The 14,855-nt window shown below is 57.7% G+C and carries 12 protein-coding genes; 7 read left to right on the top strand and 5 right to left on the bottom strand.

Features of this window, described 5'->3' with window-relative positions; translation table 11 throughout:
- Positions 1-87: 87 nt before the first annotated feature.
- Positions 88-1,062, bottom strand: coding sequence for a TRAP transporter substrate-binding protein (locus DSL70_RS00350; protein ID WP_119305916.1), 975 nt, complete (start codon positions 1,060-1,062; stop codon positions 88-90).
- A 49-nt stretch (positions 1,063-1,111) separates the two neighbouring features.
- Positions 1,112-1,939 (bottom strand): phosphogluconate dehydrogenase C-terminal domain-containing protein, encoded by an 828-nt coding sequence (locus tag DSL70_RS00355; RefSeq protein WP_119305917.1) that lies wholly within the window; start codon positions 1,937-1,939, stop codon positions 1,112-1,114.
- 151 nt (positions 1,940-2,090) lie between these two features.
- Here DSL70_RS00355 and DSL70_RS00360 point away from each other — a divergent pair, with 151 nt between their 5' ends.
- A complete protein-coding gene (locus tag DSL70_RS00360) occupies positions 2,091-3,473 on the top strand; it encodes a four-carbon acid sugar kinase family protein (RefSeq protein WP_245418052.1) in 1,383 nt (460 codons plus the stop codon).
- 70 nt (positions 3,474-3,543) lie between these two features.
- On the opposite strand, the gene nanR is transcribed toward DSL70_RS00360, so the two are convergent.
- Positions 3,544-4,263 (bottom strand): transcriptional regulator NanR, encoded by a 720-nt coding sequence (gene nanR, locus DSL70_RS00365; RefSeq protein ID WP_205563118.1) that lies wholly within the window; start codon positions 4,261-4,263, stop codon positions 3,544-3,546.
- 398 nt (positions 4,264-4,661) lie between these two features.
- Here nanR and oiaX point away from each other — a divergent pair, with 398 nt between their 5' ends.
- From oiaX to DSL70_RS00385, 4 genes are all read left to right on the top strand, one after another.
- Positions 4,662-5,942, top strand: coding sequence for a 3-oxo-isoapionate-4-phosphate decarboxylase OiaX (gene oiaX / locus DSL70_RS00370; RefSeq protein ID WP_119305919.1), 1,281 nt, complete (start codon positions 4,662-4,664; stop codon positions 5,940-5,942).
- A gap of 76 nt (positions 5,943-6,018) precedes the next feature.
- A complete protein-coding gene (locus tag DSL70_RS00375; RefSeq protein ID WP_119305920.1) occupies positions 6,019-7,200 on the top strand; it encodes an MFS transporter in 1,182 nt (393 codons plus the stop codon).
- A 174-nt stretch (positions 7,201-7,374) separates the two neighbouring features.
- Positions 7,375-8,139, top strand: coding sequence for a DeoR/GlpR family DNA-binding transcription regulator (locus DSL70_RS00380; protein WP_119305921.1), 765 nt, complete (start codon positions 7,375-7,377; stop codon positions 8,137-8,139).
- A gap of 3 nt (positions 8,140-8,142) precedes the next feature.
- The gene (locus tag DSL70_RS00385; RefSeq protein WP_119305922.1) at positions 8,143-8,916 is read left to right on the top strand and encodes a triose-phosphate isomerase; all 774 of its coding nucleotides are present in this window, start codon (positions 8,143-8,145) and stop codon (positions 8,914-8,916) included.
- A gap of 888 nt (positions 8,917-9,804) precedes the next feature.
- Here the strand turns inward: DSL70_RS00385 and DSL70_RS00390 are convergent.
- On the bottom strand, positions 9,805-12,084 hold the full coding sequence (locus tag DSL70_RS00390) for a heavy metal translocating P-type ATPase (protein ID WP_119305923.1): 2,280 nt from the start codon (positions 12,082-12,084) through the stop codon (positions 9,805-9,807).
- Positions 12,085-12,506: 422 nt separating this feature from the next.
- On the opposite strand from DSL70_RS00390, the gene DSL70_RS00395 reads away from it, so the two are divergent.
- Both DSL70_RS00395 and DSL70_RS00405 read left to right on the top strand, forming a co-directional pair.
- The gene (locus tag DSL70_RS00395) at positions 12,507-13,004 is read left to right on the top strand and encodes a MoeA family protein (RefSeq protein ID WP_162916258.1); all 498 of its coding nucleotides are present in this window, start codon (positions 12,507-12,509) and stop codon (positions 13,002-13,004) included.
- Positions 13,005-13,324: 320 nt separating this feature from the next.
- Positions 13,325-13,882, top strand: coding sequence for a helix-turn-helix domain-containing protein (locus DSL70_RS00405; protein ID WP_119305926.1), 558 nt, complete (start codon positions 13,325-13,327; stop codon positions 13,880-13,882).
- A 75-nt stretch (positions 13,883-13,957) separates the two neighbouring features.
- Here DSL70_RS00405 and DSL70_RS00410 read toward each other — a convergent pair whose 3' ends face one another.
- Complete coding sequence (locus DSL70_RS00410; protein ID WP_119305927.1) at positions 13,958-14,815, bottom strand: hypothetical protein; 858 nt, start codon at positions 14,813-14,815, stop codon at positions 13,958-13,960.
- Positions 14,816-14,855 lie beyond the last annotated feature (40 nt).

The following is a 14,855-nucleotide window of genomic DNA, read 5'->3' on the forward strand; positions in this document are numbered from 1 at the left end:
CAAGGGGAATGCCTCCCCCTTCCCTCTGATAGCAAAACAAGAAGGAGGCCGTCTTGGTCAGGATGGCCCCCTCATCTTCAGATGCGCCTACTTCTGAGCATCACGGATGCGCTGGATCAGCTCCGCTCCATATTTGGGAGCATACTCATCATAGACAGGCTGAACCGCAGCAGCAAAGGCATCCTTGTCGACGTCGGTAACAACCTCCATGCCGTTGTCCTTCATCAACTGCACGCCGCTTGCTTCCTTGGCGGCCACCGTTGCTCGGGATGCTTCGGCAGCATCATGGGCGGCTTCCTTGACCCAGCCCTGCTCTTCTTCTGTCAGTTGATCCCAATGAACCTTGGACATCATGACAACAGCAGGGGAGTAGACATGGCCGGTCAGGGTCACATATTTCTGGATTTCCCACATGTGGTTGACCGTGATGATCGGGGTCGGGTTTTCCTGACCGTCGATCGTGCCCTGCTGCAAGGCCGTCAGAACTTCAGTCCAGCTCATCGGGGTTGGAGCAGCACCCAGTGCCTTGAACGCCGCGATATGGACCTCGTTTTCCATCGTCCGGAGCTTGATGCCCTTCAGATCGTCCGGAGTCTTGATCGGATGCTTGGAGTTGGTGATATGGCGGAAGCCGTTTTCGGCCCATGCCAGACCAACCAGTCCGGAATCGGACATCTGGTCAAGAAGCGACTGACCGATCTCGCCGTCCAGAACCTTGTGAGCCGATTCATAGCTCTTGAACAGGAACGGGAAGTCCAGTGCATAGACGTCAGGCACGAAGTTGCCGATCGGCCCGGTGGACGAGATGGTCATCTCGATGGCACCGATCTGCAGGCCTTCAACCACGTCACGCTCTCCTCCGAGCGCTCCGGCTGGTTTCAGGTCTACGGTGATGTCACCACCGGACAGCTTTTCGATCTTTGCCTTGAAGGCCTTGCCCGCATCACCATAGTGACTGTCCAGCGGCGGGGTAAAGCCCAGATTCAATGTCTTGGCATCGACCGGTGCCGTTGCCAGCATCAGCCCGGCAACAACGAAGGTAGAAGATAGAAGCTTGTTCATAGGTCGTCCTCCCTAGTTTTGACCATGAATATATGAAATTGTAAGCGTTTTAGGTAATACGTTTAACGCTGGCCATGATCTCCTCGGCTTTGAACACATTTTTCCAGTCATCCTTCATGAGAGTCGGGATGCCGAATTCGATTGCCTTGTTGCAGGCATCGGAGAATACGCCGTCGACTTCTTCAAAGATAACAGCTGCCAGAATGTTCATGTGGCCAAGCAGGAAGTCACGGGCACAGTCCTCGCTGACGCCCGTCTTGACAACCTCGTCCATCGCTTGCCGCATCACATAGAGAAGAGATGCACAAACGGTTTCCGAAAGACCCGGCTCCAGATAAGCCATCTGTTCAACCGTGCAGCGGTAGGTCGCCTTGATCGGGGCATAGATTGCACGGGCAATCTTGTCGCCCAGCTCGTAATGCTCTTCCGGCCCTTGCATGAGCGCGTTGACGACACTCTGTTTGGCATAAAGACCGCCGAAATGATCGTTGCGTGCTTCCTCGGTGCTTTCGTCGTTGAAAATCGTCGGATGGCACGGATGGGTGATGAAGTAGGAGATGTCGGCACGTTCCGGCAGATACCCGGCGTACGGGGCTGCGGCATCAAGGATCACGACCATTGTCCCCGGAGCGAGAGTCGGGATCAGCGAGGTTGCCAGTTTGCCGATCACCGTGTCCGGCACGGCCAGAATGACCACATCAGCGCCGTCGATGGCGGCTGCCTGATCAACGGCTTCAACCCCATGCTCGGCTTTCAGCTTCTGTTTGCCGGCATCCGAGACCTCAACGTGGCGAACTTCAAAATCGGTTTTGAGCAGATTGCGCCCCAAGCGCATGCCCATTTTTCCGCCCGCACCAAATAATGCGACTACTGTCATAGAAGGTATCCTCCCTAACTCTCAGTCAAACACCAAATTGTTCAACTGGTATGATGACATGATGATCATATGTGTATATATTTGAGCGACAAAGTCAACAGGGCGACCAAAATTGAGTCATTTATTCGCTGAAATTTATCGGGAGGAAGACTTGGAGCCACAATCAAACCCAGAAACCAGCTCGTCCAAACCATGGGTCACATGGTATGGGGACGACTTTACCGGCGCCGCTGCGACCATGGAGGTTCTGGCCTTCGCGGGGGTACCGACCATCCTGTTTACGGAAATCCCCTCGGACGACCTCAAACAACGGTTTTCCGGCGCTCTGGCCGTTGGCCTGGCCTCGACGGCCCGCTCAAAAAGCCCTCAGTGGATGCGCGACAATCTACCAGACGCCCTGAGCTGGCTGGACAGCTTCAAAGCCCCGATCTTGCACTACAAGGTCTGCTCCACCTTTGATTCCTCACCAGAGAGCGGCTCGATCGGAACGGCCATCGAGACAGCTCTGACCGTGCGCCCATCCCGCGGTGTGCCCCTGATTACGGCCGCCCCCCAGATGCGGCGCTATCAGGCTTTCGGTCATCTCTATGCAGGAACCTTCGAGGGAGTCTTCCGGCTCGACCGGCATCCGGTGATGGCGCGGCACCCGGTCACACCGATGAACGAATCCGATCTGCTGCGCCATCTGGCAGCGCAAACCGACCTGCCCTCCGGGCTCATCGATCTGGAGGCTCTGTGGTCCGATCCGCAGGCCGCCCTCGACAAGGCTCTGGCGGATGGCGCAAAGGTCCTGTCCATCGACTCGATGGAGGCAAGCTCGGAGGAAGCGGCAGGGCGGCTGCTTTGGACCAACCGCGAGGATCTGTCCTTCGTCGTCGGCAGTCAGGGCGTGGAATATGCCCTCGTCCGTCACTGGCTTGCAACCGGCCAGCTTGCTCCCTGCCCGCCAACGCCATCCCTTAAGGCTGTTGACAAGATCGTTGCCGTATCCGGCTCGGTCTCTCCAATGACAGCAGAACAGCTCAGCAATGCAGAAGTTGACGGCTTTGTCCTCATCCCGATCAACGTGGAACTGGCTTGCGGCTCCGACGAAGGGTTGCGGGACGAAATCGACCGCCTCGTACGCCTGTCGCTGGAAACGCTGGCAAGGGGCGCAAGCCCGCTTGTCTGCTCGGCGCGCGGTCCGGAAGATCCGGCCGTCGAGACCTTCCACCGCGCCCTGTCACAGAGCGGCATGGACATCGCAACAGCCAATGAGCGGATCGGCGTTTCCCTCGGTCGTGTTCTCGATGGTGTGTTGAGTGGCTCATCGGTGCGGCGGGCCGTCATTTCCGGTGGTGACACGTCAGGCTACGGCCTGCAGCAACTGGGCATTCAGGCACTGGAAGCAAAAGCAGCAACCATTCCCGGCGCCTCCATCTGTGTCGGCTACGGACAGACGCCACACGACGGACTGGAGATTGCCCTGAAAGGCGGACAGATGGGCACGAAGGACTTCTTCAGCTGGATCCGCCGCGGAGGCGGCGGCCACTAAAGCACTGGTCCATGAGCCAGAAGGCAACAAGGAGGCGCGGTTCACTCGGACAGCGCCTCTTATCGTTCGGTTAGCTGTTGTAGAGCCGGTTTGTACGATCGAGGTGATGCTGCATTTCCGACACGGCAGCATCCTCGTTGCCGGATTCGATATTGTCGACGATCTTGCCGTGCTCCTTGAGGGTGATCGCCTCATTGCCAGCCCAATGCAGCAGTTCATACTGATATTCCATCAGCCAGCGCAGCATGGCACTGGAGGCAGCCACAATGATCGGATTGCTGGTGATTTCAGCAATGCGCGTATGAAACAGAATGTCGACTTCAACAAAGACACCCGGATTGCCAAGTTCCTTTTCCTGCCGGTCAATCAGCGCCCTCAGGGCCTTGATGTCCTCTTCCTTTGCCATGCGCGTGGCTTCGCGGACGATACCGCGCTCGAACATGCGGCGAGCCTGCTTGAGATGTTCGAAATTCTTGGGAGCGGAATAGAGCAACAGCCGGGCAATCTCATTGACGTGATCAAGAACGGCGGTCGCAGTCACCTTGTTGACCCGCGATCGCTCGCCATGCTTGATTGTGATCAGGCCTTGCGTATGAAGCGCCTGCAACGCCTCCCGGACGGCGGGGCGCCCCACGCCAAAACGTTGCATCAGGTCCCGCTCCGATGGCAGATAGTCATCAGGCGTCAGTTCTCCGCTGCGGATCATGGAGCGCAACTCGTCCACAACCTGATCGGAAAGCTTCTGACGGACGATCTTGCGATCTCCCCTTTGGTCACCGAACTCGCTCACGGAACTTCCCTTCCTCAAAAATCTTATTCTTTATCTATAAGGCCCTGAATCTATAAGGCACTGACCGGTCACAGACCATCCCAGTCAAAACTGGGCGCGACGACCAAAATGTCGCACCCCCAAAGTCTTCGGATTTGGTGCGAATGCCAAATTCATCACCAGAACTCCGTCCGATGCAGAGAGAAGACCTCTGCGCAAAAAGTTCCCTTTAAGGATCTCCAAACAATCCTTCGGGATCTCCTGAAACAATACTTCACAGAGACACCGCCAATGGAACGCGCAATCTCCCCTATTTAACGCCTTCGGGAATCAAAGCAATGCACATTTTTGCTTGGCCTCATTTCTCAACTGGTATAATGATAATACCAGAATGAGAAAAGGTACACAGGAAAAGATCCATGCAAGACAAAAACACCGGGCAAGACAAAAACACCGGCAAGGACGTCATCAGGGTGACCTATCGGATCGAAACACCGGACAGTCCGGAGAAAATTGCCAACAAGATGGCTGGCGACCAGTCCACTGGCACATTTACCGAGTTGCCCGGTGAGTCGGAAGAAGTGCGGGCACGCTGCGCAGCCCATGTGGTGGATGTGCGGCCGCTGGAGCCGCACAGCTTTGCATCCATTCCCGAGCCCGCGACAGGCAAGCAGTATAATCGGGCCGACGTCGACATCGAATTCCCGCTCGAAGCGATCGGCACCGACATCGCAGCCCTTGCAACGATCGCCATCGGTGGTGCCTTTTCCATCCGTGGTGTCTCCGGCATTCGCATCATGGACATTGACCTGCCCGATGCCTGGCGGTGCCATCCGGGGCCGCAGTTCGGCATCGCTGGCTCTCGCAAGCTGATGGGCGTGGAGGAAGGGGTGATGATCGCCTCGATCATCAAGCCCTCGCTGGGGCTGCTGCCGGAAGAAACTGCACCAATCATCGCCGAATTGTGCGCGGCCGGTGTGGACTTCATCAAGGATGACGAAAAGCTGATGAGCCCGGGCTATTCGCCACTGGAAAAGCGTGTTGAAGCGTTCATGCCGGTCATAAGGGATCATGAACAAAAGACAGGCAAGAAGGTGATGTACGCCTTTGGCATTTCCTCCGCCGATCCGGATGAAATGATGCGCAACCACGACATTGTCCTGAAGGCGGGCGGCAATGCGGCCGTCATCAATATCAATTCCGTCGGCTATGGCGGCATGAGCTTCCTGCGCAAGCGGTCCTGCCTCTGCCTGCATGCCCACCGCAACGGCTGGGACATCATGACCCGCAACCCGGGCATGGGCATGGAGTTCTCCGCCTATCAGAAGATCTGGCGCCTGTTGGGCGTCGACCAGTTCCAGATCAATGGCATCCGGGCCAAATACTGGGAATCCGACGAAAGCTTCATCAAATCCTTCAAGGATTGCATGACGCCGATCTTTGACGAGAGCGACCGGCCTCTGCCTGTTGTCTGCTCGGGGCAATGGGGCGGACAGGCCGTCGACACCTATCAGCGCACCGGCAAGACCCTTGACCTGATGTATCTGGGCGGTGGCGGCATCCATGGCCATCCGGACGGGGTGGCCGCTGGTGTCCGCGCCATCCGGCAGGCATGGGAGGCAGCAGAAGAGGGGCAAACACTGGAACACAAAGCCAAAAGCTGTTCCGAACTGGCCGCCTCTCTGGCCAAGTGGGGTTGACAATGACTCCAATTCTGAAAATCTAGCCCGACGGGCAGAAGGCTCGGGACAGAAGAGCAAGCATCGGAAAAGACACATGAAACAGGACCTTAGCCTAACCTCAGGCCTTGATCGGGCTCAGGGGATACTCAGTGCTTCGGCTTTCGTCCTGCTTCTGGTGGGAACCAACACCCCCACCCCTCTTCTGCCCCTCTATCGCGATCAGTTGGGATTTTCGCCACTGGTGCTCACGCTGACCTATTCGACCTATGTCAGTGCGCTGGTGGTCGTGCTGTTCATCGCGTCCAGCCCGGCGATTGTGCGACGGGCACCGTTGATGCTGCTGTCGTCCCTGCTGGTGGCAATTCTGGCCGACATGCTGCTGGCCACCGGCGTGCAGCAAGGGGTTCTTGCCGGCCGGGTGCTGGCAGGAATTTCCGGCGGGATCGGCACCGGTGCAGCCGCAGCCCTGACGGTTTCCGTCTTCGGGGAGAAAGGCAGGGCGCTATCGGTGACCGGGAATCTGGGCGGTGCAATTCTGGGCACGTCACTTTGCCAGCTGGTCGTGTTTCTGACCGGCGTGCGTGCGGTATCCCTCAGTTTCGAAATCCACCTTACCATGTGCCTTGTGCTGCTTGTGCCGCTGTTCGGGGTGCTGTTCGCACGTCGCAAGAGCAATTCGGCGATTTTCGCCTATAGCGACAGCCACAAGTCATCCGTTCTGCCGGTTCTCCAACAGTTTCGCTGGGCGCTGTTCACTGGCTGTCTGGCATGGATTCTGATCAGCTGCTGCATCGTCTTCCTGCCGAGCTATTTTGCCGATCACGCCATGCCATTCGTTCAGGCCTTCGGCATTCCGCTGATGTTGACCGGCAGCCTTGGCGGGCAGCTGTTCAGCCCCAGACTGCGGCAGGTGGCCGGGTTTCTTTCCGGCATGTGGTGCATGCTGGTCGGTATCGGGCTGATCTTTGGCGGGGCCTGGCTGACCGTGGGGATAGCGAGTCTTGTCGGCTTCTGTCTGGTCGGGTTCGGCGCGGGCCTTGCCTATCGCTCGTCGCTCATGCTGCTGGTGCTCAGGGTTTCACCGGTGACTCAGGGGCGGATTTCTTCGCTCTATGCCGCCATCACCTATGGCGTTGCGGCTGTTGCCATCGTGCTCTCCGGCTTTCTGACGAGGGTCGCGGACATGTCAACAGTTGCCGACTATGTCTTCGTTTCGCTGCTTGTGTTGATCCTCATTGTCAATCGCCGCGCACCGAAACTCTCGGATCTGGACTGACTGGCCATCCGAGTTCCAATCAGGGATCTGACGATCCGTTCGACCGTCAGTCGATGAGTAGAATTCTGCAAACATAACGGCATTTCATCACAAAATAACAAAATAAAATTGATTATGTGATGTTTTGTGTTACAAATTATGAGCCCAATGAAATGCCGGGCAGGGGGAGATCGCATGAGAGGAGAAGACCGCAGGCAGTTCATCATGGACCTGCTGGTGGAACACAAGGCGGTTGATATCGACGATCTTGCTGAAAGATTCGGCGTATCGAAAATGACCATTCACCGCGATCTGGATGAACTGGAACAGACTGGCGTGCTGCGCAAGGTCCGGGGAGGCGCCACGGCCGACGCAGGCAACCAGTTTGAAAGCGATTTTCGTGTCCGTGTCCAACAGGATGCTGATGCCAAGGAACGGATCGCGCGCCAGGCCTTGTCCCTGATCGAGCCGGGCATGACGGTCATGGTCAATGATGGCTCGATGTCTGCCGTTCTCGGATCCATGCTGCCCCAACAAAGGCCCCTCACCGTCATAACCAACAATCAGTCCATCATCAGCACATTGCTGGGGGAAGCCGGAATAACATTGTTGGCCCTCGGAGGAATCTATTCATCCAAATACAACGCCTTTTGTGGCGTCGTGACCGAGGAAACACTGCACCGGCTGCGCGCCGATATCGCGTTCATTTCTGCGCCAGCCGCATCCGGACTGCAGGCATTTCACATGGATGACGCCATCGTGCAGACCAAACAGGCAATGATGCTTGCCGCCACGCGCAAATGTCTGCTGATCAATCACACCCGTTTCAACCGCACCGCCCTTCACTTTCTTGCCGACCTCAAGGCCTTTGACTGGATCATCACCGATGGCGAGCCAGAGGGCACCGTCTCCGAAGACCTGAAGAATGCCGGGTTGAACCTCACTGTTGCAAGGACCTGAACCATGACAACCACCCCTCGTTTCTGGATCGGCACAAGCTGGAAGATGAACAAGACGCTGGCCGAAGCCGTGACATTCGCCAACGGCCTCAAGGCTGCCGACGCCAATCGCGACCCGCGCATCCAGCGTTTTGTCGTGCCACCGTTCACGGCCGTGCGCGAAGTCAAGGCCATGCTGGCCACCACGTCCGTCAAGGTCGGAGCCCAGAACATGCATTGGTCGGAAGCTGGCGCCTGGACCGGAGAAGTCTCGCCCCTGATGCTCACCGACTGCAATCTTGATCTGGTGGAGCTGGGCCATTCCGAGCGCCGCGAATTCTTTGGCGAAACCAACGAAACGGTGGGCCTGAAGACCGAAGCTGCCGTGCGCCATGGCCTGACGCCTCTTATCTGCATCGGCGAGACCCTTGAGCAGAAAGAAGCTGGGCGGGCCCAGCAGGTTCTGGAAGAGGAAGTCCGCGGTGCGCTGGGCAAATTGACCGGCGACCAGAAGAAGGCAACCATCCTGCTTGCCTATGAGCCAGTATGGGCGATCGGCGACAAGGGCATTCCGGCCAGTTCCGACTATGCCGACGCCCGACAGGCCGAGATTCTCGCAGTGGCCGAGGACATGCTGGGCTATCGCCCGCTTTGCCTTTACGGCGGTTCGGTCAACCCCGGCAACTGCGAAGAGCTGATCAACTGCCCCAATATCGACGGCCTGTTCATCGGCCGGTCGGCATGGCAGGTGGAAGGCTACCTCGACATTCTCGATAAGTGCTCAAAGGCCATCCAGTAACAGTCAGGCCGTTGCCGTTCGATCTGGAGGAAGGAAACCCACGTTCCAAGGCAGGGAAGTCCATTGGAAAGAAGCGCTCCTGCGGCGCATGTCAACGGCGGAGTAAAAGCCGGCCATGAGGTGGCGCAAAAGTCGGCCACTTGCGCCGCAGGCATTCGACTGCCGGGAGGGCGTAGCCCGAGCGGGGGTTGAATGCCTGCGTGACGATTTTCCTTGAAGGGTTTTATGTGGCCTTTCGCGCCTTGCTTTGTGCAAGACGATGGATCTCGGTCTTTCCGGCGACGCCGACATATTCCTTCGGGACCCGCATCCTGAAATGGAAAGTCCCTTTACCGCGCTTGATCAAACCGCTCATGAATTGTACCCTTTTCACCGGTGTTGCAACGTCGTCCGGCCAACGACAGTTGCTACACTTTTTGCTACACATTCCGTTTGAATGCTCACAATGCAAGTAGGGCTAAACTTCTAGAGACAAAAAGAAAAATCAATATCGGCCAGATCCGCCAGAAGGACTGTCTCTCCGCAATGCCCCCTGTAAGGTATCGACTTTGCCGCAGGCATGTTGACCTTCCTCCACGGGCGAAGCGGTCGCGGCTCTCCGGTAGAGCTCGCGTGGGGCGACGTACCGACCAAGTCCGACATTCTCGTTTTATTCAATGATCGTATTCTCAGCCGTCTAGCAAACCTCATCTCTGAAGGTTTTGCGGACGTTGCTATCGAACGTCGTCGGCTCGGAAGGCTCCCTCTGGCTGCTGAAGATGCTGCGTTTGGCTCGAATGTCAGGTGCCGGGTAACAGCCTTGCAGCTTATGCCCGTGAACTGGTGTTGGCTGCGAGCATCTCGGACAGCCCTTGTCATTGGGAATACCATCATACCCGGAGGCGGCCTTCAGCTCTCTCTTGTTGGATCAAAGCGCAACAGCCGCAGCGCGTTGAGCGTGACCAGAACCGTGGCGCCCGTATCGGCGAGGATGGCGATCCAGAGCCCGGTGAAGCCCAGAATAGACGTTACGAGAAACACGCCCTTCAGCCCCAGTGCCAGCGTCACATTCTGGTGGATGTTGCCCATCGCCGCGCGCGCCAGACGGATCAGAGAAGGAATGTCGGTCACCCGGTCGCGCAGGATTGCCGCGTCGGCGGTTTCCAGCGCCACATCGGTGCCCGAGCCCATGGCAACGCCCACGCTCGCCTGCTTCAGCGCCGGAGCATCGTTGATGCCGTCACCGATCATCAGGACGCCCCCCTTCTTGCCCATCGCCCGAATGGCTTCCTGCTTGTCTTCCGGCATCATTCCGGCGCGATAATCCGTGCCGAGTTGTGCGGCAATGGCTTCGGCGGTTCGTGGATTGTCGCCGGTCAGGATGACAGGGGTAATCCCCATGTCCGTCAACTGGCGCATGGCCTCGGCCGCGTCATCCCGTGGCTCGTCGCGCAGCGCAATCAGGCCAAGCGGGCTGCCCGAGCGGAACACCGCAACCACGGTCTTGCCTTCGCCTTCGAGCGTCTCTGCCTGCCCTGCCTGTTCGGCATGCAGTCCGCCGACCTCTTGTGCATGGCGAGGCGAGGAAACCCAGACCGTCGCACCCTCGATCACCGCTTCCACTCCCTTGCCGACAATGGCGCGGGCATCGGATGCTGGAAGCGCCTTGATCCCCGCATCCTCTGCATGGCGCAGGATTGCCTGAGCCAGCGGATGCGACGACCCGGCCTCAACGCCTGCCGCGAGCGCCAGCAAATCGGGTTCCGCGACATCCGGGGCAGGAACGATATCGGTCACCTTCGGCTTGCCATGGGTCAGCGTCCCGGTCTTGTCAAAGGCGATGCGGTTGATACCGGCGGCAGCCTCGATCACCGCGCCGCCCTTCATCAACAGGCCCTTTTTTGCGCCCGAGGACAGAGCCGAGGCAATCGAGGCGGGAACGGAGATGACCAGCGCACAGGGGCAGCCGATCAGCAAGATTGCAAGACCACGATAGATCCATGTGTCCCAATCCGCCCCCATGGCCAACGGTGGAACGAGCACGACCAGCGCGGCCACGGCAACGATCACCGGCATGTACCAGCGGCTGAACCGATCGATGAACCGTTCGGTCGGTGCGCGGGCTTCCTCGGCCTCTTCGACGAGCTTGATGATGCGTGCGATGGTGTTGTCGGCAGCCGTTTTGGTCACCGTAATGCGGAGCGCGGCTTCGGTGTTGATCGAGCCGGCAAAGACCGCCTCTCCCGGCCCGCGGGTGATGGGAACGCTTTCGCCGGTGACCGGGCTTTCATCGATGCCACTCACGCCCTCGGCGATCTCGCCGTCTGCCGGAATGCGATCGCCGGGCCGAACCAGAACGGTCTGGCCGATTGCCAGCCGCTCAGCCGGAATTTCTTTGGTCTTGCCGTCCTTTTCCAGAAGCGCGATTTTGGGAACAAGATTGGCCAGAGCCCGAATTCCGTCTCTCGCCTTGCCTGCCGCCACGCCTTCAAGCACCTCGCCAACCGCAAACAGGAAGACGACAAGGGCGGCCTCTTCGGCAGCGCCAATGAACAGGGCTCCCACAGCGGCAATCGTCATCAGACTTTCAATGGTGAAAGGCTGGCCCAGCCGCAACGCCTCGAAAGCGCGCTTTGCGATGGGAGCAACGCCAATGAGGCAGGCGACGGTGAAGGCCCAATAGCCATAGGCGGTGGAGGTGAGCAATTCGAACACCCATGCAAGCCCGAGCAGAACGCCCGTGAAAAGCACCAAACGCCCCTTGCTGGTCTGATACCATCTCTTGCCACGGTCGGCAGGGTCGACATGACCATGCCCGATGGGATCATGGCTGGCATGGTCTTGGCTGGCGTGGTCATGCCCTGCATGATCATGTTTTGTGTGATCATGATTCTGCCCGCAACACCCGCCATGACAATGCGCCTCAGCTTGCGCTTCCATCTCGGTTGCCACTGCCGTTGGAGCGACACCGCGCTGTGTGATGCCGTATCCGAGCCGCTTGACGATGGTCTCGATTTCTTCCGGCGCTGTGCCATCAGGGGCAAGGTTGAGCGACAGGCGTTCACTCATCAGGGCGACCTTGACATCGCTGACACCCGGAAGGCGCTCGACCGCCTTGGTCACTTTCGCCGAGCAAGAGGCACAATCCATCCCGCTAACGGTCCATTCGCGACGTTCGACATTATCCATTTTCGTCTCTCCCGGCCCGGAAACGGTCCGGGCGTGTTGTGGTCGAGTCGATTCATACAAGCTCTAGTGACTAGAGCTTCAAGCTTTTTTTTGAGGGCGATGATTATAATTCACACAGCGTCAGCAGGTGAAATTAGCAAAGGGAGAAGTTCGACAACCATGCTGTCGCCGCACTGGGGTTTGCTTTTTGTCCCGGTCATGAACTCAATGGTGGAGTGCTGTCGATTGAAAATGGTCAAAGGCACGAAGCGGTTTTCGTGTCACCGCGTTGAAGGGAGCTGTGGTCCGGTTGATGCAACGAGACGCGAGAAACGGCGCGGAGGCATCCCGACGGTTCTGGTGAAGCGGTCAAAGCAAGCGGACCGCGACATGCCGGAGGCCCGGGCGAGGCTGGTGATTGTCCATGACCGGTGCGCATCTTCATGAATCAGCCTGAGCGCGGTGGCAATGCCGACGTCGGCAACCAAACCGACGCCTGCTGCGAAACAAAGGCCGGTCTAATTCCACTCGACAAGGCCGTTGCGTTGGCGCTTGCCCAGGTTTCTCCCATCTCCCAGACCGAACAGATCGACCTTGCCAAAGCGGTGAGCCGGATCGTGGCAGAGGATATGTTCGCACCTGAAGCCATGCCGTTTTTTGACAATTCAGCCATGGACGGATTTGCTCTTGCTCTTTCCGATCTCGGCGATGGCAACTCTCTCCCGCTGGCAGGTACCGTTGCTGCGGGGTCCGCGCCAAGGGATTTGCCGAAGGGTATGGCGTTGGAGATTTTCACCGGAGCTCCCTTTCCTTTCGGATGCGATACGATCGTCATGTTTGAAGACACGACTGTGGCCGGAGATCGCGTGCATTTTCAAAACCCACCGAAACCGGGGAGAAACATCCGCCGACAGGGGAGTGCTCAGCCTCTAGGGGCGTAACTTGTCAAGCGGGGGCAGCATATTGCTCCGCGTCATGTTGGCCTGCTCGCAGCCAACGGGTTTGGCGAGGTTATGGTTACGCGCCAGCCACGGGTTGCGGTGTTTTCAACTGGCGACGAACTTGCCGGTGGTGGCAAGATGGCCGATCAGATCCACGATGCCTGGGTTGACTTTGGCGGCGACTATGTATGCGAGTTGCCGTTTGAAGCTGGGTCTGTGCTTGACTGGTTGAAGCCCTCGGACGCGAGCAGGAGAAGGGCCTGCTTGACGAGCTTATCCTGACGACCAATGGCACCCAACTGGCCCGTTAAGCGCAGGCGTTGGTACAGGCTGGGGTGCGCCGGATCAATGTCTCGCTCGATACACTCGATCCCGGCAAATATGAAACAATCACCCGTCGCGGTCGGCTGAACCAAGTGGTCGATCAGCTTGGACAGGCACCCAAGCAAAAGAATTACCTGCCTTATGCGACATCCAAAGAACTTCAGAAAATTCTTGAAAAGCTGCGGAAAATCCCCGCAGATGATCGTTCGGTTGCAGAATGGGCCGAGTATATCAATACCACAGGCCGGACGCTGCAACGGCGATGCCTTGGTGAACTGGGGCTGACACTGGTTGAATGGCGCCAGCGATTGCGGTTCTTGCGGGCCGTTGAGGCGTTAACCGCCGGAGCGTCCATCCAGCAAGCAGCTTTCGAACTCGGATACAGTACGCCTTCAGCGTTTGTCGCGATGTTTCACCCAATGTCTGGCAAGCCCCCCGGACAGTATCGTTCATCCCACAAAATAGAGGCCAGCAACCGATCCGCATCGACGCAAAATAACGAAACGCTTGCAAGGGTCAGGGCAAGAGATCAAAGGGCTGACAATTGCACGTAGGCTTGCTTTGCTGCCGGGCAGATGTTGCCCTCTGGGCAAGGCTTGCCGGGAAGAATGTGAACGGTCAATCGAGCGTTAGATGGTGTATCCATACCGCTGCAAGATGTCGGCAACCGTACTTTTGTCCACAAAGCCTTTGTGAACGTCGTCAATGACGCCTTGTACAGCGCTTTCCGCACTCTTCATTGTGTCATAATTCGCATCATCCGGTGTCAGCATGATGTAGGAGTTGTCGGTGTGGCTGTAGATCAGTTTGACGTCTTGGCCATATTGCGCCCGGAGCTGGCGTTCGGCGTCGACGGTATTCATCAGAGTCTCAAGGCGCGATCTGCGCCCCTCCTCAACGGCCCGATCGGAATTGTTCATTTCCAAGGGAGTTTCGCTGCTCCAACGGCCGCGACTGTGAAGGAAATCCTCATTCATGTAGGCAGATGTGGCTCCCTCCGGCAGAGCCTCAAGGGCTTCGGTTTCAACCTCCATCATGACACCTTGCCTATCCAGCCTGATGATATTGCTGCCAGATTGTGACCCTTCCTGCAATCCTGCGTCACCTGTATTCTCAGTGCTGTCATCCATTGAGGCGATCACCGCCATCATGGACTTGGTCTCTGACGGGGAGAGTGTTCGAAGTAGAGACACGCCATCCCGAGCATCGACGCTATGCCCTGAGACGATGATCGATAGCCCATTGATATCAACAGATTGCACCGACGTGTCAGGGGATGCATCTTCCTGAAGTGCCAGAAGAGACGCCTGTGTTTCAGCGGTCAATGGCGGATTGGCGTAAGTGCCTTTCAACGCCTCCGGACGAGAATCGCTTTCTGCCTTTGTCACGTATGCTTGTTTCGAAGCATCTTCTGATTGGGGTGCGTTCGTCGCCATCAAACGGATAGGCTTCGTCGGAGATATCATGCCTGAAATGGGGAGCTGCATGGTGTGGCCTTCTCTAAAAACTACAAAACGGAAAGCAAAA

The sequence above is a fragment of the Cohaesibacter haloalkalitolerans genome (genome assembly GCF_003574655.1).
In the GTDB taxonomy this organism is placed as follows: Bacteria; Pseudomonadota; Alphaproteobacteria; order Rhizobiales; family Cohaesibacteraceae; genus Cohaesibacter; species Cohaesibacter haloalkalitolerans.

Coding starts and splice junctions, on each gene's coding strand:
- DSL70_RS00350 (WP_119305916.1), bottom strand. CDS start 1,062: ATGAACAAGCTTCTATCTTCTACCTTCGTTGTTGCCGGGCTGATGCTG.
- DSL70_RS00355 (WP_119305917.1), bottom strand. CDS start 1,939: ATGACAGTAGTCGCATTATTTGGTGCGGGCGGAAAAATGGGCATGCGC.
- oiaX (WP_119305919.1), top strand. CDS start 4,662: ATGCAAGACAAAAACACCGGGCAAGACAAAAACACCGGCAAGGACGTC.
- DSL70_RS00375 (WP_119305920.1), top strand. CDS start 6,019: ATGAAACAGGACCTTAGCCTAACCTCAGGCCTTGATCGGGCTCAGGGG.
- DSL70_RS00380 (WP_119305921.1), top strand. CDS start 7,375: ATGAGAGGAGAAGACCGCAGGCAGTTCATCATGGACCTGCTGGTGGAA.
- DSL70_RS00385 (WP_119305922.1), top strand. CDS start 8,143: ATGACAACCACCCCTCGTTTCTGGATCGGCACAAGCTGGAAGATGAAC.
- DSL70_RS00390 (WP_119305923.1), bottom strand. CDS start 12,084: ATGGATAATGTCGAACGTCGCGAATGGACCGTTAGCGGGATGGATTGT.
- DSL70_RS00395 (WP_162916258.1), top strand. CDS start 12,507: ATGAATCAGCCTGAGCGCGGTGGCAATGCCGACGTCGGCAACCAAACC.
- DSL70_RS00410 (WP_119305927.1), bottom strand. CDS start 14,815: ATGCAGCTCCCCATTTCAGGCATGATATCTCCGACGAAGCCTATCCGT.